We start from the raw sequence: 23,728 nt of genomic DNA, 5'->3' as shown, positions 1-23,728 counted from the left end.
GCTCTCCGCGCTCTCCGTGGTTAAATTACCGATTCATAAATCCCCAATGTCATTTTGGCTGCTTTTTGCCAACTAAACGTTTTCGCCTGGGCATAGCCCCGCGCAATCATCTTCTGGCGCAGGTCAGAATCGGTGAGGACATGGCGCAAGGCGTCGGTCCAGGTGGCCTCATCGTCTAGCGGCAACTGCATCCCCGCCTCGCCAGCCACCTCTGGCAGCGATCCGCGATTGCTGACAATGACTGGGCAGCCGCAGTGCATCGCTTCCAGCGCAGGCAGGCCAAACCCTTCGTAATGGGATGGCGTCACCAGCACCCCGGAAGCGTGGTAAAGATGGGCTAACTGCTCATCAAAAATACCGGTCAAGTGGCGCACATTTTCATGCAAACCGAGCTCATCAATTGTGGTGAACACTTCTTCATATAGCCAACCCTTGCCGCCCACTAAAACCAGCGGCACGTCAATTTTGCCCTCTTGCAGCAGCGCATTGTAGGCGCGAATGAGGAAGGGTAGGTTTTTGCGTGGCTCAAGCGTTCCCACAAATAAAATGAAGTCGCGGGGGAGGTTGTGCTTTTGGAGGGTGCTTGTAACGGCCGTTTCTTCATACACCCGCTCGTACAAAGGATTTGCCGCCAAATGCACCGTCGTAATCTTCTCTGGCGGCACCCGCAGTTGCTCAATCAAATCATGCCGCGTGGCGTGGCTGTCGGCTGAAATATGGTCGGCCACCTGCACCGCCCGCTCAATTTGGTCTGCGTAATACGCCATGCTCTCCCGCGTTAGAAATTGAGGGTAAAAGATGAAGTTCAAATCATGTATGGTGATCACTTTGCGCCGCCCACCCCACTGCGGCGGGATAAAATCGGAGCTATGCAGCACGTCCAGGCGGTGCGGCAGCAGCTCTAGCCCCAGCGTCCACCGTTCTAGCTTATGATGGCAAGGGGTGACCACATTTTTGCGCTGGAAATTAGCAGAAGATGGGGTATGCGAACGGCCGTCTCGCCCCATGTGAAACAACGAATACCGATTCTCGGTATCCAACGCCGCCAGCGCGGGCAACAAATGCAAAACATATTGGCTAATGCCCCCCATCTGGTAAAACGGCAGGCGAACGTCAATTCCGATGTGCATGGCGGGATTATACTACCAGTGATCGGTAATCAGTAGGTCAGCCATCAGTAAAACACCAACTATCTTCAGGACGGGTCACTGTTTACGGATTACTGTTTACTGAATACGGGTCCCCCCAACTCGCCCACTTGCCCCGCCCAAGTTATAATGTTTTACGCACGGGCAGCAAAAGAAACTTATGCAATCTGCGTAATCTGTGGATAAATTTAAGTCCAGGAGAACAGCTATGGCAACCAACGGCACCACCGCAGCCACCGAACAGGCCATCAAAGATTTGCAAAGCCGACTCGATTGGCTAGATGAAGAGCGGCGCAAGCAGACGCGCAAAATTACAGAACTGGAGCAAAAGCTCGTCCTTCAGGAACGGGAAATCGCTGGGCGCGAGCAGCGCATCCAGGATTTAGAGCGTCAACTTTCTAGCACCACGGCGCAAATCGGCCGTATTCCCAAAATTGACCTACAACTCGCCCAATTCAAGGATGAAGTGGTTCAGCTCATCGAACAGTACGATCAGCGGCGCATCCAATCGGAGGCTGAAATGGACAGGCTGCGGCGGGTAGAGCAAGAGGCCAACGCCCGCGAGGCGGCCGAACTTCGTAAAGATATTGGCCAAGTTCCCCAACTGCAAAACGAGATGGAACTGCGTGTCGCAGAAGAATCCCGTCTGGCGAACCTTATCGGACAACAAAAAACCCAGCTTGATAACCTAAAGAATCGGCTGGAAAACGGGGACAGTAATTTTGCCTTCCTGGAAGAAAAAGAGAAACACAATAATCGTAACATTTCTGATCTGCAAACCGACATTGTAGAAATCAACAAGCGCTGGGAGCACATCTACAGCCGCCTGGACACCGCCAACAGCGCCATCTTGCGGCTGGAATCTACTATGCAGGGCATTACAGACAAGCAAAACCAGGTGCAAGAAAGCACCAAAAATTGGATGGAGCAAATCCAAATCGGGGAGTATGAGCGCAACCAGCGGCTAGAAGGTTGGCGGCGCGTGCTAGAAGAACAGCAAGATACGATTGATCACTTCAACAAAGAGTTTGTAAAATTCTCTGATATGTACAAAGAAGCAAAAATGGCCGTACAAACGCTGAGCAACTGGCAAGAAGAGTTGGAAAAGCAGCAAAGAGAAGCATCTGAAATTTTGCGCGTGGAAACCAGCCGACTGCAATCCCGCTGGGATGATTTTCGGCATGAAAACGACAAACGCTGGAAAAGCCAGGCTGTTGACACTGAACAACGCTGGAATACCGTAAACCGCCATGAGCGAGAAATCCGCGAATTGATTGACCTGATCGAAGAGAAGCTGACCAAGCTAGAGCAGGAAAAAGATTTGCTCTGGCGGGTGCAAACAGCCCAGGCCGATGCGCTCAAGCAGTTCCCGCGCATGTGGCTGGAAGAAGTGGAGAAAGCAATCCAGCAAAACCCCAACCGCCGCCGCCAGCCTGCGCTGGTACCCGTGCGTGAAGAGTTCGACTAAATTTTTTGCCACAGAGGGCACAGAGATTTTTGAGAAAATTCTCTTTTTCCTCTGTGTTCTCTGTGGCCAATCCCAAAATATTCCTAAATGTATGTAATTGGCACCGCCGGGCATGTAGACCACGGCAAATCTACCCTTGTACAGGCCCTCACCGGCATTGACCCCGACCGTTTAGCAGAAGAAAAAGCCCGCGAAATGACGATTGACCTCGGTTTTGCTTGGCTCCAGCTTGGCGATGGCGAGACCCAGGCCGAAGTGGGCGTGGTTGATGTACCGGGGCATCGTGACTTTATTGAGAACATGTTGGCGGGCGTGGGTGGCATTGATGTGGCTTTGTTTGTGGTGGCCGCCGATGAAGGGGTAATGCCGCAAACGCGGGAGCATCTGGCTATTTTGGATTTACTGGAGGTGCGCGGGGGCGTGGTGGCACTCACCAAAACTGATTTGGTGGCAGACGATCCGGATTGGTTGGAGCTGGTAACGCTGGACGTGAGTGAGGCGTTGCAAGGCACAGCTTTGGCCGACGCGCCTATTATCCCCGTTTCGGCCAAGTCGGGTGATGGTGTGGCCGAGCTAAAGCAGATTTTGTGGGAGAAGTTAGCTGCATCACCACCAAGACCAGACAACGGCCGTCCTAGACTCCCCATTGACCGCATTTTCACTCTGGCCGGCTTTGGTACGGTGGTGACGGGCACGTTGATAGACGGCCGTTTCCAAATTGGCGACACGGTAGAAATTCAGCCAACCGGGCTAAAAGGGCGCATACGCGGCCTGCAAACCCACAAAACCAAGCTGGACGTTGCCCGCCCAGGCAGCCGTGTGGCCATCAACCTGACGGGCATTGACAAAGACGATCTGGCGCGGGGCCACATCGTGGCTGCACCCGGCGTTATCGGCCATACTATTTTGTTCGATGCCGCCTACCGCCATTTGCCAGATGCTACTCAGCCACTCAAGCACAACACGGCCGTTAAACTGTTTGTCGGCGCGGCAGAGCTACAAGCGCGGGTGCGCGTGTTGGGCAGCGAGCGCATCGAGCCGGGGCAAGAAGGGTGGCTGCAACTGGCCACCGTGGAGCCAGTTGCGATTACGCGGGGAGATCGCTTTATTTTGAGACGGCCGTCTCCTGGTGAAACCATCGGCGGTGGGTGCGTGCTGGACCCGCATCCGGGTCGCCGTCATCGTCGCTTCCGCCCAGATACAGTAGAACGACTCAAAACATTGTCGCAGGGTACACCGGTGGAGCTGCTTTTGCAAACCATTCGGCGATTGGAACCCACGTCGGAGCAGAATTTGTTGCAGACGGTAGGGTTGGATAAGGAAACGGCCTTATCTGCCCTAACCAAACTGGTAGAAAGCGGCCAAGCGGTTCAGCTAGAAAAGCAGATCATCTCTCAGGCGGGCTGGCAAGCGCTGGTGAGCCAGCTTACCAAACTGGTGGCCGACTTCCACAAAAATTACCCGCTGCGGCTGGGCATCTCCCGCGAGGAGCTACGCAGCCGCCTCAAGCTCAAAGCCATCGTCTTCAACCCGCTCATGGCTCAGGCAGCCACCGACCAGTTGCTGACCGAGGCTGGGGCATTGGTTCATGCGCCGGGGCATGAGGTGCGTTTTTCAACGGCGCAGCAGGCAAAAATTGATACATTGCTGCGGGAGTTCAGCCGGGTTGGGATCAATTCACCAAGCGTCAAGGAGAGCAAAACGGCCGTTGGCGAAGATGTCTACTTTGCTTTGGTAGATTTAGGCAAGCTGCGCCCCATCTCGGCCGATGTGGTGTACGATCAGGTCACCTACGAGCGGCTCATCCAGCGGCTGCTGGACGAATTAGCCGCCAAAGGCAGCCTCAACGCCGCAGGCGTGCGCGATCTGCTAAACAGCAGCCGCAAATACGCCATCGCCCTGCTAGAGCACCTGGACGAACGCCGCCTCACCCGCCGCGTCGGCGACAACCGCGTTCCGTTTTAACCTGGATTAGCAACTAATCTACACCTGTCATTAGTATGATAAAGCAAAGACGAAAGGCCGACTGTCATTAGGTGCAAGAAACCGTGCGGGAGATGTGGCCCATCGTGAAAAAGATAAAACAAGCAGCCAAAAAAGCGACCATTTGTTAGGATTGCTCCAGCTTGGTAGGCCGATGTCATTGGCAACCAGCCGCGCAGGAGCGCAGGTCACCGAGCCAAGAGATTCAGCGAGAACCCGAACAGTTGTTGGGACATTGCAGTCCGTATCATTGCTAGTGCGGGTCACAAAGGAGTACCTGATGGCAAAGCAAACCGAAGAAACCTTTTTTGGCATTGACGTTTCCAAAAACCACCTGGATTTAGCCCAGTGGGGAATCGAAGAAGTGTTGCGACACGATAATGACGCAACCGGTATCGCCACCCTGGTGGAAATAATGTCAACGAAAACGGCTGTCACCTTGATAGTGGTTGAGGCCAGCGGTGGATTCGAGCAAGTTATGGTTACAGAACTGGCCGCTGCCTCTCTGCCCATTGTCGTCGTCAACCCGACACGAGTGCGTAACTTTGCTCGTGCCAAAGGGCAAGTAGCTAAGACAGACAAGATCGATGCCCAGATGATTGCCAGCTTTGCCCAGGCGGTCCGTCCAGAGGTACGTACTTTGAAGACGCAAGACCAGCAGCTCATCAAAGCATTGGTCACGCGTCGTCGCCAACTGATCGATATGCAAACAGCCGAGAAGAATCGGCACACCACGGTCAATCCAGAATTGCGGCCTCGTTTGGAGAAGCACCTGGATTGGTTAGCTACTGAATTAGCTGAAATTGAGGAAGACCTCAATGATTGGATCAACAAAAATGCCCAATGGCGCGAAAAACGAACCAGTTTAGAAAGCGTGCCCGGCGTGGGCCAGGTCACCTCCTTTACGTTGCTGGCTGAATTGCCCGAATTGGGTACATTGTCTCGACAAAAAATCGCCGCCTTAGTTGGCCTGGCTCCCTTCAATCGGGACAGCGGCTGTTCTCGCGGACGACGCCATATTTTTGGCGGACGTTCAGATGTTCGTTCTGTTTTGTACATGGCTGCTCTTTCAGGCATTCGTTATAACCCGGTTCTCAAAGCCTTTTATGACCGTTTGATTGCGAAAGGAAAACTCCCCAAAGTCGCTCTCACGGCCTGTATGCGTAAATTGTTAACCATTTTGAATGCCATCGTCCGTGATGGCTCTGCTTGGATATCAGCTTAACGAAATGCGCTTTTTGCTCTTGACTTTTATCACAGTTGCTCCTGCGAAGATGGGAATCCATGCTTTTACAGGAATGGATGCCTGCCTTCGCAGGCATGACAGGGGAGATTGTTTTTGCCGGTTTAATTCTTTAACTTTCATACATTAGCATTGGCTTTGCACAGTTTCACTGCCAAATATTGCCCGGTTTCAGAAAATACCTTGACAATATCTGTGCAATTGGTTAAATTTTAATGTATGCCTGTATTTGACTATAAATTCACCGTAGACGCCCCGGTAACGGCCGTTTCCAACTTTCACCATGACGCTCGCATCCTAAAAAAACTGTCGCCACCACCTATCTTTGTGCAGATTCACCACTTTGAACCACTAGATGAAGGCTCTGAAGCACAATTTACGCTTTGGCTTGGGCCGCTGCCGCTACGCTGGCTGGCGGTTCATTCTAACGTGTCGCCCAACGGCTTTACCGACATGCAGATCAAGGGGCCGTTGGCTCATTGGCAACACACACATCGGTTTACGGCCGTTTCCCTAAACAAAACTGAAGTCCACGAACATATTCAATACAGCCACAAACCCGGTCTAGTGGGGCTGCTCACCCGCATTTTGTTCAATAAACCGGGTCTATGGGGTCTATTTACCATCCGAAAACTGCTCACCCGCTGGCATGTGCGCCAGCTACTCAGCGCCCCAGCGTACAAAGAGGAGATTTAACGATGCCGGCTCCCCAAACCGTCGTTGTTGGTGCTGGTCTTGGTGGACTAACGGCTGGAGCCCTACTGCTAAAAGCTGGGCATCGCATAACCGTGCTGGAAGCCCACGTCTACCCTGGCGGCTGTGCTGGCACCTTTTACCATAAGAAGTTTCGCTTCGACGCAGGGGCGACATTGGCTGGTGGCTTTGCCCCAGGTGGCCCTCACGCTCAGGTTGCCGAGAAGCTCGGCCTGGAATGGCCCATCCACCCCGTTGATCCCGCCTGGATAGTGCATTTGCCAGACGGCCGTTCCGTTACCCAATGGACCGATCCCCAGCAGTGGCAAGCCGAGCGGCAAGCGGCTTTCCCTGACACCGAATCGTTTTGGCAAAGGCTGGAAATGTTAGCTGATATTGCTTGGGATGTGTCGTCACGGCCGTTTCCCTGGCCACCAGAATCGCTACACGATATTTACACTCTGGCCCGCGCCGTCCGCCCAAAGACGCTACACACTTTACCCTACTTGCACCGCATGATTAGCAGCCTCATGCCCCCAGACAATCCGCTCTTCCGCGCCTTTGTGGATGCCCAACTGCTCATCTCCGCCCAAACCACCAGTGAGCAAGCGAACGCGCTGTACGGCAGTGCCGCACTGGATTTGCCGCGACGCGGCGTGAATCATGTAAAAGGTGGCATTGGTGCGCTAGCCGACACGCTGGTGAACTGGATTCGGCAACATGGCGGCGAAGTGCTGTTCCGACAAAAAGTAACCGAAATCGAGATGCAAAACGGCCGTGCCAAAGCCATCTGCACCAACAAAGGTTTGTACCTGGAAGCTGACAACATTTTGGCCAACCTCACGCCGTGGGCATTGCGTGATTTGCTGGGCAAAAACGCGCCAGCCAAACTAGCGCGTGAGGTACGCCAGCGACAGGCAACCTGGGGTGCGTTTACTTTGTATTTGGGCATCGAGTCAGCAAGATTACCCACAAAAACTGCCGGCCACCACCAAATTATTGTGGACGCAGAACGGCCGTTAGGCGAAGGCAACTCAGTATTCGTCTCCATCTCTGACTCAAACGACAGCACCCGCGCCCCCACTGGCCAGCAGGCCGTCACGCTCTCTACCCACACGGCGGTTGCTCCCTGGTGGCAGTTGCGCCACAATGACAAAGCCGCCTACCACGCCCGCCGCGAAGCATATGCTGAACGGCTGCTCGCCGCTGCCGAAACTGCGTTGCCCGGCCTGCGGAATGCGATCACGCTTTGCCTGCCGGGCACGCCCGTGACATTTGAGTTTTTTACGCGACGGCCGTCTGGCATGGTGGGTGGATTTCCCCAAAAATCAATCTTGCAGGCACGGGGGCCATCAACTAGCATCGAAAATATTTGGCTGGTAGGCGATTCCATCTTCCCCGGCCAATCTACGGCGGGCGTTACGCTAGGCGGGATGCGGGTGGCCAATTTGGTCGAGCGAATAAGTCGGGCGGGACGGCCGCTTCGCCTCTGGCAACCTAATGTTTCGACAAACAATCTTTATGGAGGGCCTAATGGAAACGTTTTTTAAATACCTCAACACCTTCCCCATGCCGCTTTGGCTGGCGATGATGTTTGCGCCCAACCACTCCCTTACTGAACGCGCCAGCCGCTCCAGCAGCGTGCTGGGCATTGCCGCTGCCCATTACGTTTTGGCAATAATCAACGCCGTGCGGCAAGACCAAAGCAGCGGCAGTGAAGCCAAGCTAGACATCATGAGCCTGGAAGGTGTACGCAGTGGACTTAGCAGCCCGCAGGGAGCATTGGCGGGCTGGGCACACATGTTGGCGCTCGACTTGTTTACGGGTGCGTGGATTTTCCGCCAATGCCACCGCTTCAACGCACCCACCTGGGTACGCATTCCCGCCCTTGCTTTTACGCTAATGACTGGCCCGTTTGGCTTGATGATTTTCCTACTTTGGTACGGCCGTTCCTTCGGTGAAGCACTCCCCATAGACGCATAATTAGCTTGACAAATCTTTTCTTCCTCCATATTATTCCTCCTATTTAAAATTATTTAAATGATTTATTTCAATTAAATATCTTGATTTACGGCTATTTTGTAGGAGGAAAAGAGAAAATGCGCGTAAACTGGATTCGGCAACAATTCTTGTTGGTTTTCACAGCCATTCTGCTCATTCTCATTTTAATTTCTGCTACAGGCATTTCCTTATGCCATCAAAACGCCCGGTCAGTTTGTGACGGCCATCCGCAAACTGTGTCTGTTACTTGGGGCGTGATGTGCAATTATGAATGCTTCTAAATTTTTCCCCATGGAGAGCGTATGTTTACCCACCTACCCCAAACAATTGACGAATTCAACCATTGGTCTTGGCAGCAAACAGCTCCGTTTTATGCAGATTTGCAGGAACGGCCGTTAACGCCCGACACCATCCATCAATGGCTTTTAGACTGGAGCCGCCTCGCCGACCTGCTGTCTGAACGTGCCGCCCGCCTGCGCGTGGCCACCACCCAAGACACAAACGACAAAACGGCCGAAGCCGCTATGAACCATTTTCTGGACGAGATTTTCCCACACGCTCAAAAAGCGCAAAATGTCTTACAGAACCGTCTGCTGGCCAGCAATCTGGAGCCAGAAGGCATGGCCATCCCGCTGCGTAATATGCGTGCCGACGCCGAACTATTCACCGAGGAGAACATACCGCTCATCAGCGAACAGATGAAGCGCGGCCAAGTGTACAACCGCATCATCGGCTCACAATCCGTACCGTGGCAGGGTGAAGAAGTGACCTTAACTCAGCTCGCGGCCAAGCTAGAAGACCCCGACCGCAATCTGCGTGAACGTGGCTGGCGGCTTGCTGCCAACCGTCGCCTGCAAGACCGCGAGGCGCTCAATGCGCTGTGGGCAGAGCTGGTGCCGCAGCGGCACCAAATCGCCCAAAATGCAGGCTTCTCTGATTTTCGCGCCTATACCTGGCAGCAAAAGAAGCGCTTCGACTACACGCCAGAGGATGCCGCCACCTTCCATCAGGCCATTGCCGACGTGGTGGTTCCGGCCGCCAGCCGCGTGTATGAGCGGTATCGGCAAAAGCTGGGGGTAGACACGCTACGCCCCTGGGACATGAAGGCAGATGTTTATTTGTATGCACTGCCAGCGTTACGGCCGTTTACCAACACCGACGAACTCGCCCAAACCTCCGCCACCATTTTCCGCCAAGTAGATCCCGTGCTGGGCAACTATTTTGACATCATGTGCCAAGAAAATCTGCTGGACATGCCCAACCGCAAGGGCAAAGCACCCGGCGCGTACTGCACCAACTACCCGGCATCGGAACGGCCGTTCATCTTCATGAACAGCACCGGCACCGGCTCAGACATCCGCACGCTCTTCCACGAAGCAGGCCACGCCTTCCATAACTTCGAGCGCAACAAACTACCTTATCAACCGCAAAAAGGCTCCCCAATGGAGTTCAACGAAGTTGCCTCCATGGCAATGGAGCTACTCACCGTGCCGTACATCACTACAAATGGCGAAGGGGGCTTCGCCGAGAGCTTCTTCACCCAGAAAGATGCGGATAGCTGGTTTGTCACTCACCTGGAAAAAATTATCCTTTTTTGGCCATACATGGCCGTTGTGGATGCCTTCCAACATTGGGCATACCTGCATATTGATGAGGCCGTAATTGCTGCTAACTGTGACGCCAAATGGCAAGAATTGTGGCAAATGTACGTACCTCAAATTGATTTTAGCGGCTTTGAAGACATGTTGGTGACAGGTTGGCATCGCAAGCAGCACATCTTCCGCGCCCCGTTTTACTACATCGAGTATGGCTTGGCGCAGCTAGGTGCTTTGCAAATTTGGCGTAACGCCATGCAAGATCAAGCCAAAGCAGTAGAAGATTACCGGCGGGCATTAGCCCAGGGCGGCACCCAAACCCTGCCCGCCCTCTACCAAACCGCCAACGTTCAATTTGCCTATGATCACGACATGGTTGACCAGATGGTCGCGCTAGTAGAAACTGAAATTGCCAAACGCCTAAGATAGCTGGCAAATTCGTTGCCAAGCTAAAAATGGTATAATTGCCTCCAAACCCGAACATCTGCTTCTTTGCATGTGCAACCCCTGGAGGCAATTATGCGATTCAAACGTTTCCTCATTCTGCTGCCACTCTCTTTGCTGCTGATTTTTTTGGCGACGGCAAACGCCACGTTTGCCTGTGGCGGCTTGTTCTGCCTGGCCAACCCCATTGACCAAAACGCCGAGCGCATCATCTTCACCGACAACGGCGACGGCACCATTTCCGCCATCATCCAAATTCAATACACTGGCTTTGATATTGATTTTAGCTGGATTTTGCCCATTCCTGTGCCGATTGAAGCAGATGCTGTGGAAGTGCCAGAAACGGCCGCAAATGCCTTCAGCGAGCTAGAAATCATGACCAATCCCCAATACATCCCGCCGCCCCTGCCAGACTGCGCCCTGGATGAGATGGTGGTGTTGTCAGAAGCAGCCGAGGACGGTGGCGGCGTGGAGGTGTTTAGCGAGGGCGAAGTTGGCCCCTACCAATTTGTGGTCATTGGCTCAGAAGACCCGGATGCGCTGGTAAATTGGCTGCGCGACAACCAATATGTGGTCGAAGACCCGATGATTCCCCTGATTGATGTGTATGTGGAAGAGGAATTTGTCTTCATGGCCATGCGGCTACAGCCAGAGTTTGGCGTGCAGGATATTCAGCCTATCAAGATCACCTATCCTTCAGAAAATCCAATGATTCCGCTGCGATTAACGGCCGTTGCTGCCAACCCAGACATGGCCGTCCTCACCTGGTTCTTCGCCGAAGAGCAGGCCGTCCCTGAAAATTACGGCCACTTTGAGATTGATGATGACGAAATCACCTTTTTCACTTTTGGCGGACACAACTACCGCACCCTCATGGGGGAAAAAGCAGACGAGATGGACGGCCAGGCATTCATCACGGAGTACGCGGCCCCAACCAGCGAGCTACAGTTTAGCGATCCGCTGCTGCAAGAGCTGGCCGGCAAGCACAGCTACCTCACGCGACTCAATACGGTGATTTCGCCTGAAGAGATGACGGTAGACCCAGTTTTCCGCTACGAAGAGCGGCCCAATGTATTCAACATTCATGATTTATCGGATACGCGGGGGCAGTACGATTGCGAACGTGAAGCGGGCGGCGGCATCTTTTCCACGCTGTTTGGCAACAACAGCGGCAGCAGCAATGACGATGATGACGACGGTGGCCTTCCTCGTCCCACCCAGCAGGATGAGGGGTTCAGCAATGGCTTGATTGTGGGTTTGGGTGGCGCTGCTCTAGTTGGTGGATTGGTAGGTGCAGGCATTCTCATCGGCCGTCGCTCCAGGAAAACATCCGAGTAATCTGACAGCAGGTGTCAGCAATTGCTAATACAATGGCTTTATGGACGATAAAAGCAACTTAACTCAATTTACAGAAGTAACGGCCGTTTTCAACCGCTACCCCCAACCCATACAAGGCAAATTATGGGAGTTACGGGCACTGGTGCTGGAAACGGCCGTCTCCACCCCAGGCGTCGGCAAAATTGTAGAAACGCTCAAATGGAATCAGCCCAGTTTCCTTACCGTGAAGCCCAAATCTGGCACCACCATCCGCCTGGATGCACATGATGTTACCCAAAACCAGATTGGGCTTTACGTTCATTGCCAAACCAACCTTATTGACACCTTCCGGCAGCAATGCCCCACCCTAACTTACGATGGCAACCGCGCGATCGTGCTAGACGCCCGTGACCCACTGCCGCTGGATGCCTTGCAAGCCTGCATCAGCCTGGCGCTGACATATCACAGCCGAAAACGGAAGCGCGCCAAAGGAAACGGAACGTGACACGCCCCCTTCTGACACAACCATCATGACCCTGGAACAACAAATCGCTGCTTGGGATGGCAAAACGGCCGCACCCCTCGAAGAAATTTATCAAAGCCAAGCGGCAACGCCAGACTTCATTCCCGTGCTGCTGCTACTCATTGCCACAGAAAGTACCCAAAGCGGGGCAACCTGGCTGCTTAAATATCACACCGACGCTGGCAACCTGTTGCCGCCAGAAATCCTTGAGCAAATTTACGCCCAGTTGCCCAGCCAAACACAGTGGGATGCTAAGCTCCATCTGCTACAATGCTTCCCCAAATGGCCGATGCCAGAAACAGCCCTTTCCTCAATCCATCCATTCCTGCATAGCTGCCTAAAAGCGCAAAGTAAATTTGTACGCGCCTGGGTATACAGCGGCTTTTATACGTTAGCCCACCAGCACCCACAATTCCAAGCCGAAGCGCAAGCCTTGTTAGCCCAGGCACATTTGGAAGAAGCTGCCTCTATCAAAGCCAGAATTCGCCAAACTTACAAAATAGATGCCGCCAGCAGCCGCCCATTTTTGGAGCAGCCTGAATGAGCCGACGACGAAACCGCCCCAAAAGACGCCAACAAACCAATCCCTACCTGGACATTCCCTTCCAATCCGAAATCCGCAACGCGTGGCCCCCATACCAAATTGCCACGCCAGACCAAATTGAACAAATTCACAATGCTTCGATGCAGATTCTAGAAAACACGGGCATTCGCTTTTTGGATGATGAAGCAATAGCCCTATGGGAAGCAGCTGGAGCCAAAGTAGACCACAAAACCCAGCACGTCTGGCTAGACCGGGGCTTAATTACCGAGCTGGTGGCGCAAGCACCTAGCAGCTTCACCTTTCGGGCGCGAAACCCAGTTCGCAATCGCTTCATTGGGGAAAATGCAATCAACTTCTTTTCGGCGGCGGGCACCGTATTTGCCCACGACCTCAAGCGCGGGCGTCGCCCCGGCTTGCTGGCAGACTGGATCAACATTGCCAAGCTAATACAAATGACCAATGTTATTCACTTTGGACCCCTGCAAGTGGTGGTGCAGCACGACGTTCCCGTGTATAAAAAGCATCTGGTACAACACTTTCAAGGGACAATTTTGTCTGATAAGCCGCTAATGGGGGTGTCACACGGCCGTATCATCCCCACCGATGTGCTAGAAATGACCAAAATCCTTTTTGGGCCAGATTTACAGCCAGAGCTGGGCCCAGTCACTGGCGGCATCATCAATGCCAACAGCCCCTTGGTTTACGATGACCGAATGCTGGGCGGCATGATTACCTTTGCCCGCGCCGGGCAATTTTTGGTTATCACCCCATTTATTCTGGCTGGAGCAATGAGTCCGGTCACGATGGCAGCGGCCATTGCCCAACAAAACGCAGAAGCATTAGCAGGCATTGCCTTCTTACAGTTGGTGCGCCCCGGCACGCCAGCTATATATGGCGGCTTCACCACCAATGTGGACATGAGAAGCGGTGCACCAGCCTTTGGCACACCTGAGGGTGCCTGGGCGTTTTTCATTGGGGCGCAGCTAGCACGGCATTACGGTTTGCCTTACCGTGGCAGCGGCTCCCTCAACACGGCCAACCTGCCAGATGGCCAGGCAATGTCTGAATCCTTATGGTCATTGTGGCCCTGTGTGTTGGCCCATGCTAATCTGGTACATCATGCGGCCGGATGGCTCGAATCCGGGCTGGTTTTCTCGCTGGAAAAATTCATCATGGACGTGGAAAACTTGGCTATGATTCAGCACATGCTGCATGGCCCTGAGTGGAGTGAAGATGCGTTTGGTCTATCCGCCATAGATGAAGTCGGGCCAGCGGGCCATCACTTTGGCACAGCACACACGCAAGCGCGGTACCAAACAGCCTTTTACCCCAACTTCTTGCATGACCGGCGCAACTTTGGTACCTGGCAGGAAGCCGGCGGCAAAGATGCTGCCCAACGTGCCCACAAAATCTGGCAATCTGTGCTAAAAGCGTATGAACGGCCACCAATCGATCCGGCCATCGAAACCGCCCTGCAAGAATTCGTCACGCGCCGCGCCAAAGAGTTGGAAAATGTGGCTCTGTACGATTAAATTTGGATGCAAATCCACATGGAGGAAACCATGAAGATTTACCATCGGCTGATTGATAGTTTTGCCAAAACGCGCCTGGGGGGCTGGGCGATTGTGACCCTTTTCAATCCAATTGATAAAAGGCTCATGCGGTGGACTAATGGCAATCTAAGTACGGGATTTGGAACTGATTTTCGTGATAATGGGGTTTTACTTAGCTGCACTGGCGCTAAAAGTGGCCAACCACGGGAAATCCCATTGCTAGCCACTCCGATGGGTGAAAAATATATTTTGGTTGCTTCAAATGCGGGTCGGCATAAGCATCCTGCCTGGTATTACAATCTCAGGGCGCACCCAAACTGCTCGCTCCTCATCCGGGGACGCGGCGAAGTTGCGTATGTGGCGCATGAAGCGGAGGGGGCAGAAAAAGAGCAAGCATGGGCCACAGCCAATGCTCAATATTCAGGTTATGATATTTATCAGGGTAGAACTGACCGCGAAATCCCTATAATGATTCTCACGCCACTATAAATTAAACGGCCTATCAGGTCTGTTTAGTCTGAACGGCCGTATACACCGCCTGCACTTTCTCTACCATCTGCGCCAAGCTAAATTCACGCTGGGCCCGTTGCTGCCCTGCCTGACCCAATTGCTGGCAAAGCTGCGGCTGGGTGGCTAGCTCGTAGATAGCTGCCGCCAACAGTTCTGGCTGCTGCGGTGGCACCACCCGCCCAGTCACACCATCCTGCACCACAAACGAGGTACCAGTGCCTAACTCTGTTGCCAGGCAAGGCAATCCAGCGGCCATCGCTTCTTGCAGCACTTTGCCAAACGCTTCAGCGCGGCTGTTGGCAGGCAACACGAACAGATCGCCGCTGGCATAGAAGTTTGGCAAGGTTTCATCGCTCACATGCCCCACGAATGTGATTTTATCTTGCACACCCAAGCGGCGACTCAATGATTCCCACTCGCCGCGCAGGGGGCCATCTCCGCCAAATAAGAGACGCACAGGCAGCCCCGCAGGTAATTGGGCCATCGCCCGAATTAGATCATCGCCGCCTTTGTAGTAGCGGTGTCGGCCCATGAACAGCAGGGTGAAACGGCCGTCTGCCGGGAACAACGGTTCACCTCCTGCAAATCGCTCCCAATCCACCGCGTAAGGAACAATGGCACATTTGGAGGCCAACGGCCGTAAATACGGAGAACTCTGCACGTAATTGTCGCTACCAACGATAATGCGCGACGCCCCTGCCAACACGCGTCGCAAAAGCGGATTGTAAAAACGCAAAATTGTCTGCTGCTTCACCACGTCGCTATGGTAGGCAATGACGTACGGCCGTTGCCACCGAAGCAGCCACTGGCTCATCTCTCCCACCGGATACGGGAAATGAACATGTGTAACGTCTGGGCGCAGTCGCGCTAGCAAGAACGGAAACGTAAGGCTCAAGGGGGTCGAAGCCAACGTTGCTAACCGTGCGGCGCGAATCACCTGAACGCCATTTATTTGCTCACGCGCCGCCTGCCCGCCCGGATTTGTTACCAAAACCGTCACGTCATGACCCATTGCGGCTTCAGCGTCCGCCAAATCCTTTATGTGATTTTCAATGCCGCCAATCATGGGCCAATAATCTTTATAAACATGAATAATCGATAACATGATCGCATTATAGCCTGCGGATGAATCCTCAGGCTAATTGCGCTTCCATCATGAAAAGATACAATCCGCGCATGAACCGCGCCCGCCATTTGTTACGCTCTTCTGTGTTGGTCATTCTCTTCTTGGGAGTGGGCAAGATCACTGGCCTGGTTCGGCTGCAGCTGGTGGCTGGCGCGTTTGGCACCTCGCCAGATTTTGATGCGTTTACGGCGGCCAACCAGCTACCGGAGCTTTTTTTTGTGCTGATTGCTGGCGGCTCGTTGGCGGCAGCATTCATCCCTGTTTACTCAAACACGCTAAACAATGAGTCTCGGCAAACGGCCGTTTCCTTCGGCAATACCATCCTGACATTGGTTATTTTGCTGCTGGGGCTGGTTTCGGCCATAGGTGCTGTCATTGCCCCGTGGCTCACGCGCGTCCTGCTGGTGCCAGATTTCTCCCCGGAACTCCAGCAGCTTACCGCCGACATCATGCGAATCATCCTCATCCAAACCACTATTTTTGGCATCAGCGGTGTGCTCAGCAGCATGTTAAATGCCCACCAACATTTTGCTCTGCCTGCTCTGGCACCACTGGCACTGGACATTGGCTATGTGGTGGGACTGTATCTATTCGTACCGCAATTGGGCATTATAGGCTTGGCCTGGGGAACCGTAGTTGGCGGAATTTTGCACATTCTCATTCAGGTGCCTGCGCTCATCAAATACCGCATTGGGTATTGGCCTGCGCTCCAGTGGCAACTCAGCGGCGTAGGCGAGATTGTGCGGCTGATGGGGCCGCGCATCATCACGCTGGGCACCGTGCAGCTTGCTGATCTGTTTATCATTCGCCTCACGTCTGGCCTGCCTGAGGGCAGCACCTCTGGCTACTTTTACGGCTATGCCCTCATGCAGCTTCCAGAAACGTTGTTTGGCACGGCCATCGCCCTGGTCATTTTCCCGACGCTGGCAGAGTTGTTTAATTCAGGGCAGATTCAGCAGATGCGGGAAACGGCCGTAAACGCCCTCAGCATCATCTGGACCCTCACCATCCCGGCCGCCGCCCTCATGGTGCTGCTGGGCGAGCCAGCAATCACGTTTTTGCTGGAGGGCGAGGTGTTCGATGCCAGCTCCACGCGGCTGGTTTACAGCGTCTTGCTCGCGTTTAGCGTCCGCCTGGTTACAGAAGCGACGCTGGAAATTGTGGCTCGCCTTTTTTACGCGCAGCACAACACCCACATCCCAATGTTTGCCTATCTTGGCTGGCTGGTGGTGAATGTGGTACTGGCGTATGCGTTTGTAGGCAGCATGGGAGTCGTGGGGCTGGCACTGGCCAGCACGGTGGCGTTCACGCTGCTATCAGCGGTTCTATTTTGGCTCAATAAGCTGGCAATACGGCCGCTTTTTCCGGTTCTGGGGCGCGCTTTGGCAGGAACGGCCGTGCTCACCCTACTCATCCTCGTCGTGCAACAATTCATCAGCAGCACATTCCTCTTTTTACTCGTTGGCGGCTCTGTTGCCGTTGCCAGCTACATTGCCCTCAACTTGCTGCTTGGCGGCCAAGAAATTCCCGCACTGCTCCGATTGATTCGCAAGCGGCCTGCATAATTTAAGCTATCGGGCCATTGAAGTTAATAATTTGAACAAATGTTCAAAAACTAAGATTCAACCTTGACGAATTAGAACGTTCGTGCTAAACTCTGTTCTGTCTTACCCCAACCATATCAATAAACCAATGCAGTTTTTCTGCTGCCCATTATTGCAAGCAGCCATCATTAACGCTGCGTTGGAAACAAAAGGAGAGTTCTCATGGCAAAGAAATCAGCAAATGGAGACGGCCGTACCAGCACCCTAGAAAAAACCCTCGACTCCATCACCAAACGGTTTGGTGAAGGCACCATCATGCGCTTGGGCGAAGCCCACAGCTTGCAAGTAGAAACAATCCCCACTGGCTCCCTCTCACTAGATATTGCCCTGGGCGTCGGCGGACTTCCCCGTGGCCGTGTTATCGAAATCTATGGCCCGGAATCATCTGGTAAAACAACCCTTTGCCAGCACGTCATTGCCGAAGCTCAACGGCGTGGCGGCATCTGTGCCTTCGTAGATATGGAACATGCCCTCGATCCCAATTACGCCGAAAAAATCGGCGTCAACATTGATGATCTGTACGTTTCCCAGCCAGATACTGGCGAGCAAGCCCTGGAAATTGCCGAAGCCCTCATCCGCTCTGGCACGATGGACGTGGTGGTTGTAGATTCCGTCGCTGCCCTCGTTCCTCGCGCCGAAATTGAAGGCGAAATGGGCGACGCACACGTTGGTTTGCAAGCACGTCTCATGTCCCAAGCTTTACGCAAACTTTCTGGTGTCATCAAACAAACCAACACCATCGTTATTTTTACCAATCAGCTTCGCTCCAAAATTGGCGTGATGTTCGGCAGCCCAGAAACCACCAGCGGGGGGAATGCGCTTAAGTTTTACGCCTCCGTGCGGCTGGATATTCGCCGCATTCAAGCCATCAAGGCTGGAAGTGAGGTTATTGGCAACCGTACCCGCGTAAAAGTGAAGAAAAACAAAGTAGCAGCCCCCTTCACTGAAAGCGAATTCGACATCATGTATAACGAAGGCATTTCTTTTACCGGCGATGTACTAGATTTATCCGTTGCGTTTGACTTGGTAGACAAGCGAGGCGCTTACTTCCGTTATGGCGAAACGCTTCTTGGACAAGGCCGCGAAAATGCAAAGGTCTTTTTAGCAGAAAATCCAGAGATATTAGACGAGCTAGAGTTCCTCATTCGGCGTGAAGCAGGCCTGCCCACTACCGAATTTGAAGGCGTTGAGTCTGTCAATGGTGCTGTGGCTGAGGACGCTGTTTTCTAAAAATTTCTCTAGTACAAGGTCTTTCCAGAGCCTCGGTGAGCGAATTCACCGGGGTTTTTTGCTTATGGCCTCTTTTTGACATGACATTGAGGCTTGTTATAATTGATCGAAACACTTTTTTGGGCATAACTCTACAAAATTTGCTGTGATTTGTCCCCAACGACCTACGAAAATTTAACATTAAAAAACGCAGGATTGGCAGGTTGCCGTTCTTTGCGTAGGAGAATCTTGTCATGAGTGAAGAAACCACGAAAACAATGGAGTCCGCTGCTCCAGAGGTCACGCCGACTAGCATCAACGATCTCAAACCAAAAATGCAGCTTAAAGGCACTGTAAACCGGTTGGAGCTATACGGTGCTTTTATTGATTTAGGCATTGGCACTAATGCGCTCATTCACATTTCCCAGATGGGCACTGAGCATATCAATCGCGTTGCTGATGTATTAAATGTTGGCGATGAGGTTTCGGTTTGGGTAGATAAGGTAGACCCCAAGCGGAAACAGGTTATGGTCACAATGATTCCACCGCTAGATGTTGAGTGGAGTGAGCTAGATAAAGGCCAGGTATACTCTGGTTCTGTTAAACGTTTGGAAAATTTCGGCGCTTTTATCGATATTGGTGCAGAGCGCGAAGGGTTGGTTCACATTAGCGAACTGAGCCATAACTACGTTAAACATCCTTCCGAAGTTTTAACAGTTGGCGCTGAGGTTCAAGTTCAGGTACTGGGATTTAGCAAGCGCAAACGTCGGATTGATTTGAGCATTAAAAATTTGCTAGAAAAGCCAGAAGGTGCAACAAACGAAGCGACTCCTCAAGAAGTGTACCAAGTTGAGGATGAGATTGAAGAAGATATGCCTACCGCGATGGAGTTAGCTTTGCGCCAGGCAATGGGTGAAGAAATGCCTGTGCGAATTAAAAAGCATGGGGGCAAGAAAAAGCGCAAACGTGGCAAACGCAGAGAACAGCAAGAAGATATTCTAAGCCGCACATTGCACGTACAGCACAATGGATAGAAAAGTAAGTAAAGTCCCGGAGTTCGGGACTTTTTTTTGCAGCGAGGTGGGGCTATAAAAGAACGGTTTCGGGCCAATCGAGCATCCATGCTTTTAATTGGCTACCTGGTTCAACCTTTTTTCTACCTTCAGGCAGAATAAGAAGCGCGTTGGCTTTTACCAGCGACGTTAGGATATGAGAACCCTGGTCTCCCGTTAAAGAGGCTACGAATCCTTCTGCTGTTGGGGACACAATGGCGCGAATATAGCTTTCACGGCCGTCTGAATCAATCTCATCCTGAACCGTCACTTGTATTGTAGGCCGCTCTAGTTGAGTATGACCCGCCATTTTGCGAATGGCAGCACGGGCAAAGCGTTCAAACGAGACCATGGCCGACACGGGGTTACCTGGCAATCCCAAGTAGGGAACACCATGATACGTGCCATAGGCCAATGGTTTTCCGGGGCGCATCCGCACGCGCCAAAAGCCAACATTGCCTTCTTGTTCCAGCACCGCTTTCACCACGTCGTATGCTCCGACAGAAACTCCAGCAGAACTGATGAACAGATCTACGTTTGCATCCAGGCCAGCCTGCAATTTTTGGCGCACGGCCGTTTCTGTATCGCCAGCTATGCCCAACTGTACAGGTTCTGCGCCCAAAGCAAGGATTTGCGCGGCTTGTGTATACCCGTTACTGTTGCGAATTTTGCCGGGTTGCAGGGGCTGATCAACCTCAAGCAGCTCATCACCGGTGGCTAAAATGGCAACTCTGGGGCGACGATTGACAGAAATTTGGCTGACGCCCAGTGAAGCCAGCACACCGACTTCTTGCGGCCGTAAAATGTGTCCTTTTTGTAAAATTGTTTGCCCAGCTTCAATATCCTCACCTGGGTGGCGAATGTAATCCCCTTGTTTTACAGAGCGTATGACCTGGATTTGCGTGGGCAACGACCGTTCCTGGTCACGCCACGCCTCGTTGGTGTCTTCCACAGGCACAACAGCATCTGCACCGGGGGGCATGGGTGCGCCTGTCATGATGCGAACGGCCGTTCCCGGTTCCACCATCACGTCCAGCACCGCCCCAGCGGCAACGTCCCCCACCACTTGCAGCGCCGCCGGATTTTCTTTTGTCGCCCCGGCAAGGTCAGCCGCTACCAGCGCGTATCCATCCATCGAGGAGTTGGCAAAGGGGGGCAAGCTATCTTGCGCCGTCACGTCTTCGGCTAGCACCCGGCCTAGCGCATTTAGCAAGGGCACCTGCTCTGCCGGAAGAACAGACACGCCAGCGAGAACGGCCGTTAGCGCCTCTTTTACCGTTAAATATTCTGCATTACTCATGGGGAAATCCCGATATTATAGTTGTCTTATGCTTCGGGCGAAGCAAGACGGCCGTCCAGGTCTAAAACATCGGCGGCTCCTTGCATTGCCGTCAGCACATTGCCGATGTGTGTCCACAAATCTAACGATCCCGCAAAGCATTCCCGGCTGAAATCGGCCGTCACTTCCTCAACGTGGTTTCGATCCACGCCAGCGGCAAATCGGCTATTTTTCCACTTTTTGCGGATTGATTTTAGTTTAACTTCAGCGATATTTTTGGACGGCCGTACCAACGTCGTGGCAATCACCAAACCTGTAATTTCATCACAGGCTAGCAGAGCAAAATCAATCGGTTTTTCACGCGGAACACCCGTGCCAGCCGTGTAATGAGACAAAATCACCCGGATCGTTTCTTCATCCCAACCCCGCTCCCGCAATATTTTGGCACCTTCAATGGGATGGCGATCCAAATCAGGATGAATCTCCCAATCAAAATCGTGCAGCAAGCCAATCGTTTCCCAAGTGGCCACATCTCCACCCAACACATTGGCATACCAGCCCATCGCCGCACTCACGGCCAGCATATGGCGACGCAAGCCACTGTCTTGCACAAACTCACGCATCAAATCCCAAGCGTCAGAGCGATTAGGCATTTTTGCCACCATTTTCTGGATTATCGGCACTGCCTCGCTTGGCACCGCAGTCACAGCCCCCATCCTCGTGCTTGGAACAGCCAGCTTCCGCTTTCTTCTTTAATGCTTCTAGCTCTGCCAACGGCTCTAACTCATGGCGAAACACTTCATGGTAGTCGCCATTGACGTAGACCAGCACTGAATCCCGCAGCACCCGCACATCCCGCACTTTGCCTTCGCCGTAGGGCGTGCCTACGCGCTTACCGGGCTTGGGCAACGTTTTGCGTGCCTCCACATACTGTTCGTACTCATACACCAGGCAGCAGCGTAAACGGCCGCACATGCCTGTAATTTCTTGTGGGCTAAGCGAAATGCCCTGCGCCTTGGCCATGCGAATTGAGATGGGGCTAAACTCTGTAAGGAAGGTGGAGCAGCAACGTGGTGCGCCACAAGCACCATAACCGCCCATAATTTTGGCAACGTCGCGGGGGCCAATTAGGCGCATCTCCACTTTGGTGTGGAACTGTCTACCCAAAAGGGACTGCAATTTGCTCACATCCAGCTTCTTGTTTTCCGTGGTGTAATGGAATGTCAGCCAGGAACCATCAAAACTGTATTCTGCCTTCACAAACTTGGCATCCCGAATTTTGAGTGAAGCGGCCTTTTCCCGGCAGGTAATCAGGGCATCCAGCTCTTTGGTTTCCCAAACTTGCTTCATCACCATATCGCGCGGGTTGGCCTTGCGCTCAATCGTCCGCATACCCCGCTGCCGATGGACATGATCCGGGCTAATGAAGCTGATCACCTGACCCAGTTGCCGTCCTCGTTTTGTTTCTACAATGACGTAACCGCCAGCTTCTACATCTGTGTGGTGTTTGCCAATTTTAAAATGGTACAGCTTCCCCAGCTTTTGAAAACGCACACCAACAAACGAGGTGCGTTCTGCCGTTACAGTTGTCATCTATTTGCTCCGCAAAAGTAGTCTAATTTTTATACGCTACCTCAAAATATGCAGCGAAATATTCTCTAAGATTTACTTATGTTATCATATCCTGGGCATTTATTACCACTGCTACTGAAATTAGGTACTCGAACTAGCCTGAACACATTTATATGTGAATTGCCATTTTCAATGAGTGTCACTACAATCTTACATAAAGACCAGTTCAGCAACTAGTTTTGTGAGGTGCCTTAGTGATTGTCCAATGGGTTATAAAAGGAATTGATGGTAGCATGCCTTCCGGCATTGACAGACAGCAAGCAATTTATATTGCTAATACTTCTGGCATTTTGTCCAATTGGTTTCGAGCCTACTCATCCATACCTATAGATCAGTTCGATACTAAATTAACCCGGGCGAATCTAGACCATCATGTCAATAATTATGCTCAGGTTCGATCGGAAACGCCTTTCATATCGTTGACAGCCGGTAATGTTGAGCGGGATGCCTACACGCAAACCAATCGAATTTTGCCTGCAAAGCGAATAGCTCTTGAATTTGCAACTAGCAATGGTCAACATCCAGGGTTTCTCTTTTTCTGCTGGGTAATAGCTGGATTAAAACCTGCTGTGCGGGTTGAAGGACTAAGCGAGCAGGTTCGTGACCTGACAACATATCAGAGATACTCACCGTACCAGCTTGAAGGGGAAATAACTGCCAAAATCAGGATTCCATCAAATCAAATACAGCGGGTTGAGCAATACGATCCAGAGGTTGGCTTTTCGCAACCTACTTGGCAATATCAAAATATTGGATTTACTACTCCAGATACTGTATCAAACCTCAGGGAGTTTATAATATAAT

General features: G+C 52.6%; 21 protein-coding genes. 16 read left to right on the top strand and 5 right to left on the bottom strand.

Annotation, left to right across the window (positions count from 1 at the left end; translation table 11 throughout):
- Positions 1-20 precede the first annotated feature (20 nt).
- Positions 21-1,130: a glycosyltransferase family 4 protein gene (locus ACOQPM_RS03715; protein ID WP_420627880.1), complete on the bottom strand. Its 1,110-nt coding sequence runs from the start codon at positions 1,128-1,130 to the stop codon at positions 21-23.
- Positions 1,131-1,356: 226 nt separating this feature from the next.
- Here ACOQPM_RS03715 and ACOQPM_RS03710 point away from each other — a divergent pair, with 226 nt between their 5' ends.
- The 12 genes from ACOQPM_RS03710 to ACOQPM_RS03655 all read left to right on the top strand — a co-directional run bounded on the left by ACOQPM_RS03710 (position 1,357) and on the right by ACOQPM_RS03655 (position 15,001).
- A complete protein-coding gene (locus tag ACOQPM_RS03710) occupies positions 1,357-2,616 on the top strand; it encodes a hypothetical protein (protein WP_420627879.1) in 1,260 nt (419 codons plus the stop codon).
- A gap of 87 nt (positions 2,617-2,703) precedes the next feature.
- On the top strand, positions 2,704-4,581 hold the full coding sequence (gene selB / locus ACOQPM_RS03705) for a selenocysteine-specific translation elongation factor (protein ID WP_420627878.1): 1,878 nt from the start codon (positions 2,704-2,706) through the stop codon (positions 4,579-4,581).
- Positions 4,582-4,879: 298 nt separating this feature from the next.
- Complete coding sequence (locus ACOQPM_RS03700; RefSeq protein WP_420627234.1) at positions 4,880-5,824, top strand: IS110 family transposase; 945 nt, start codon at positions 4,880-4,882, stop codon at positions 5,822-5,824.
- A gap of 237 nt (positions 5,825-6,061) precedes the next feature.
- Entirely contained in the window at positions 6,062-6,538 is a 477-nt protein-coding gene (locus ACOQPM_RS03695) for an SRPBCC family protein (protein WP_420627877.1), read from the top strand.
- Between the two features lie 2 nt (positions 6,539-6,540).
- On the top strand, positions 6,541-8,085 hold the full coding sequence (locus ACOQPM_RS03690; protein ID WP_420627876.1) for a phytoene desaturase family protein: 1,545 nt from the start codon (positions 6,541-6,543) through the stop codon (positions 8,083-8,085).
- The gene (locus ACOQPM_RS03685) at positions 8,069-8,518 is read left to right on the top strand and encodes an ABA4-like family protein (RefSeq protein ID WP_420627875.1); all 450 of its coding nucleotides are present in this window, start codon (positions 8,069-8,071) and stop codon (positions 8,516-8,518) included. The genes ACOQPM_RS03690 and ACOQPM_RS03685 overlap by 17 nt, the downstream gene beginning before the upstream one ends.
- Positions 8,519-8,838: 320 nt before the next feature.
- Complete coding sequence (locus ACOQPM_RS03680; protein WP_420627874.1) at positions 8,839-10,560, top strand: M3 family oligoendopeptidase; 1,722 nt, start codon at positions 8,839-8,841, stop codon at positions 10,558-10,560.
- A 90-nt stretch (positions 10,561-10,650) separates the two neighbouring features.
- Positions 10,651-11,913 carry a DUF2330 domain-containing protein gene (locus ACOQPM_RS03675; RefSeq protein WP_420627873.1) on the top strand — a complete coding sequence of 421 codons (1,263 nt, stop codon included), beginning with the start codon at positions 10,651-10,653 and terminating at the stop codon, positions 11,911-11,913.
- A gap of 40 nt (positions 11,914-11,953) precedes the next feature.
- Positions 11,954-12,397, top strand: a complete 444-nt coding sequence (locus ACOQPM_RS03670) for a DUF1801 domain-containing protein (RefSeq protein ID WP_420627872.1) — start codon at positions 11,954-11,956, stop codon at positions 12,395-12,397.
- 25 nt (positions 12,398-12,422) lie between these two features.
- Complete coding sequence (locus tag ACOQPM_RS03665) at positions 12,423-12,959, top strand: hypothetical protein (protein WP_420627871.1); 537 nt, start codon at positions 12,423-12,425, stop codon at positions 12,957-12,959.
- The gene (locus ACOQPM_RS03660) at positions 12,956-14,491 is read left to right on the top strand and encodes a trimethylamine methyltransferase family protein (RefSeq protein ID WP_420627870.1); all 1,536 of its coding nucleotides are present in this window, start codon (positions 12,956-12,958) and stop codon (positions 14,489-14,491) included. The genes ACOQPM_RS03665 and ACOQPM_RS03660 overlap by 4 nt, the downstream gene beginning before the upstream one ends.
- 30 nt (positions 14,492-14,521) lie before the next feature.
- Positions 14,522-15,001 (top strand): nitroreductase/quinone reductase family protein, encoded by a 480-nt coding sequence (locus ACOQPM_RS03655; RefSeq protein ID WP_420627869.1) that lies wholly within the window; start codon positions 14,522-14,524, stop codon positions 14,999-15,001.
- A 13-nt stretch (positions 15,002-15,014) separates the two neighbouring features.
- Here the strand turns inward: ACOQPM_RS03655 and ACOQPM_RS03650 are convergent, their stop codons facing one another.
- Positions 15,015-16,127, bottom strand: a complete 1,113-nt coding sequence (locus ACOQPM_RS03650) for a glycosyltransferase (RefSeq protein WP_420627868.1) — start codon at positions 16,125-16,127, stop codon at positions 15,015-15,017.
- 50 nt (positions 16,128-16,177) lie between these two features.
- On the opposite strand from ACOQPM_RS03650, the gene murJ reads away from it, so the two are divergent.
- The 3 genes from murJ to ACOQPM_RS03635 all read left to right on the top strand — a co-directional run bounded on the left by murJ (position 16,178) and on the right by ACOQPM_RS03635 (position 19,995).
- Positions 16,178-17,713 (top strand): murein biosynthesis integral membrane protein MurJ, encoded by a 1,536-nt coding sequence (murJ, locus tag ACOQPM_RS03645; RefSeq protein WP_420627867.1) that lies wholly within the window; start codon positions 16,178-16,180, stop codon positions 17,711-17,713.
- Positions 17,714-17,914: 201 nt separating this feature from the next.
- Positions 17,915-18,982: a recombinase RecA gene (recA, locus tag ACOQPM_RS03640; RefSeq protein WP_420627866.1), complete on the top strand. Its 1,068-nt coding sequence runs from the start codon at positions 17,915-17,917 to the stop codon at positions 18,980-18,982.
- Between the two features lie 233 nt (positions 18,983-19,215).
- The gene (locus tag ACOQPM_RS03635) at positions 19,216-19,995 is read left to right on the top strand and encodes a S1 RNA-binding domain-containing protein (RefSeq protein WP_420627865.1); all 780 of its coding nucleotides are present in this window, start codon (positions 19,216-19,218) and stop codon (positions 19,993-19,995) included.
- Between the two features lie 52 nt (positions 19,996-20,047).
- On the opposite strand, the gene glp is transcribed toward ACOQPM_RS03635, so the two are convergent.
- From glp to ACOQPM_RS03620, 3 genes are read right to left on the bottom strand one after another with little or no spacing between them, the layout of a single operon-like run.
- The gene (gene glp / locus ACOQPM_RS03630) at positions 20,048-21,313 is read right to left on the bottom strand and encodes a gephyrin-like molybdotransferase Glp (protein ID WP_420627864.1); all 1,266 of its coding nucleotides are present in this window, start codon (positions 21,311-21,313) and stop codon (positions 20,048-20,050) included.
- A gap of 26 nt (positions 21,314-21,339) precedes the next feature.
- Positions 21,340-21,945, bottom strand: a complete 606-nt coding sequence (locus ACOQPM_RS03625) for an HDIG domain-containing metalloprotein (RefSeq protein WP_420627863.1) — start codon at positions 21,943-21,945, stop codon at positions 21,340-21,342.
- A complete protein-coding gene (locus ACOQPM_RS03620; protein ID WP_420627862.1) occupies positions 21,938-22,885 on the bottom strand; it encodes a PSP1 domain-containing protein in 948 nt (315 codons plus the stop codon). Before ACOQPM_RS03620 ends, ACOQPM_RS03625 begins: the two co-directional genes overlap by 8 nt.
- A 233-nt stretch (positions 22,886-23,118) precedes the next feature.
- Here ACOQPM_RS03620 and ACOQPM_RS03615 point away from each other — a divergent pair, with 233 nt between their 5' ends.
- On the top strand, positions 23,119-23,727 hold the full coding sequence (locus tag ACOQPM_RS03615; RefSeq protein WP_420627861.1) for a hypothetical protein: 609 nt from the start codon (positions 23,119-23,121) through the stop codon (positions 23,725-23,727).
- The last annotated feature ends 1 nt before the right edge of the window (position 23,728 follow it).

Source organism: Candidatus Leptofilum sp., assembly GCF_965223525.1.
Classification (GTDB): Bacteria; Chloroflexota; Anaerolineae; order Promineifilales; family Promineifilaceae; genus Leptofilum.
Note: the sequence above shows the minus strand (reverse complement) of the source record. Positions and strands in the feature narration are given on the sequence as shown.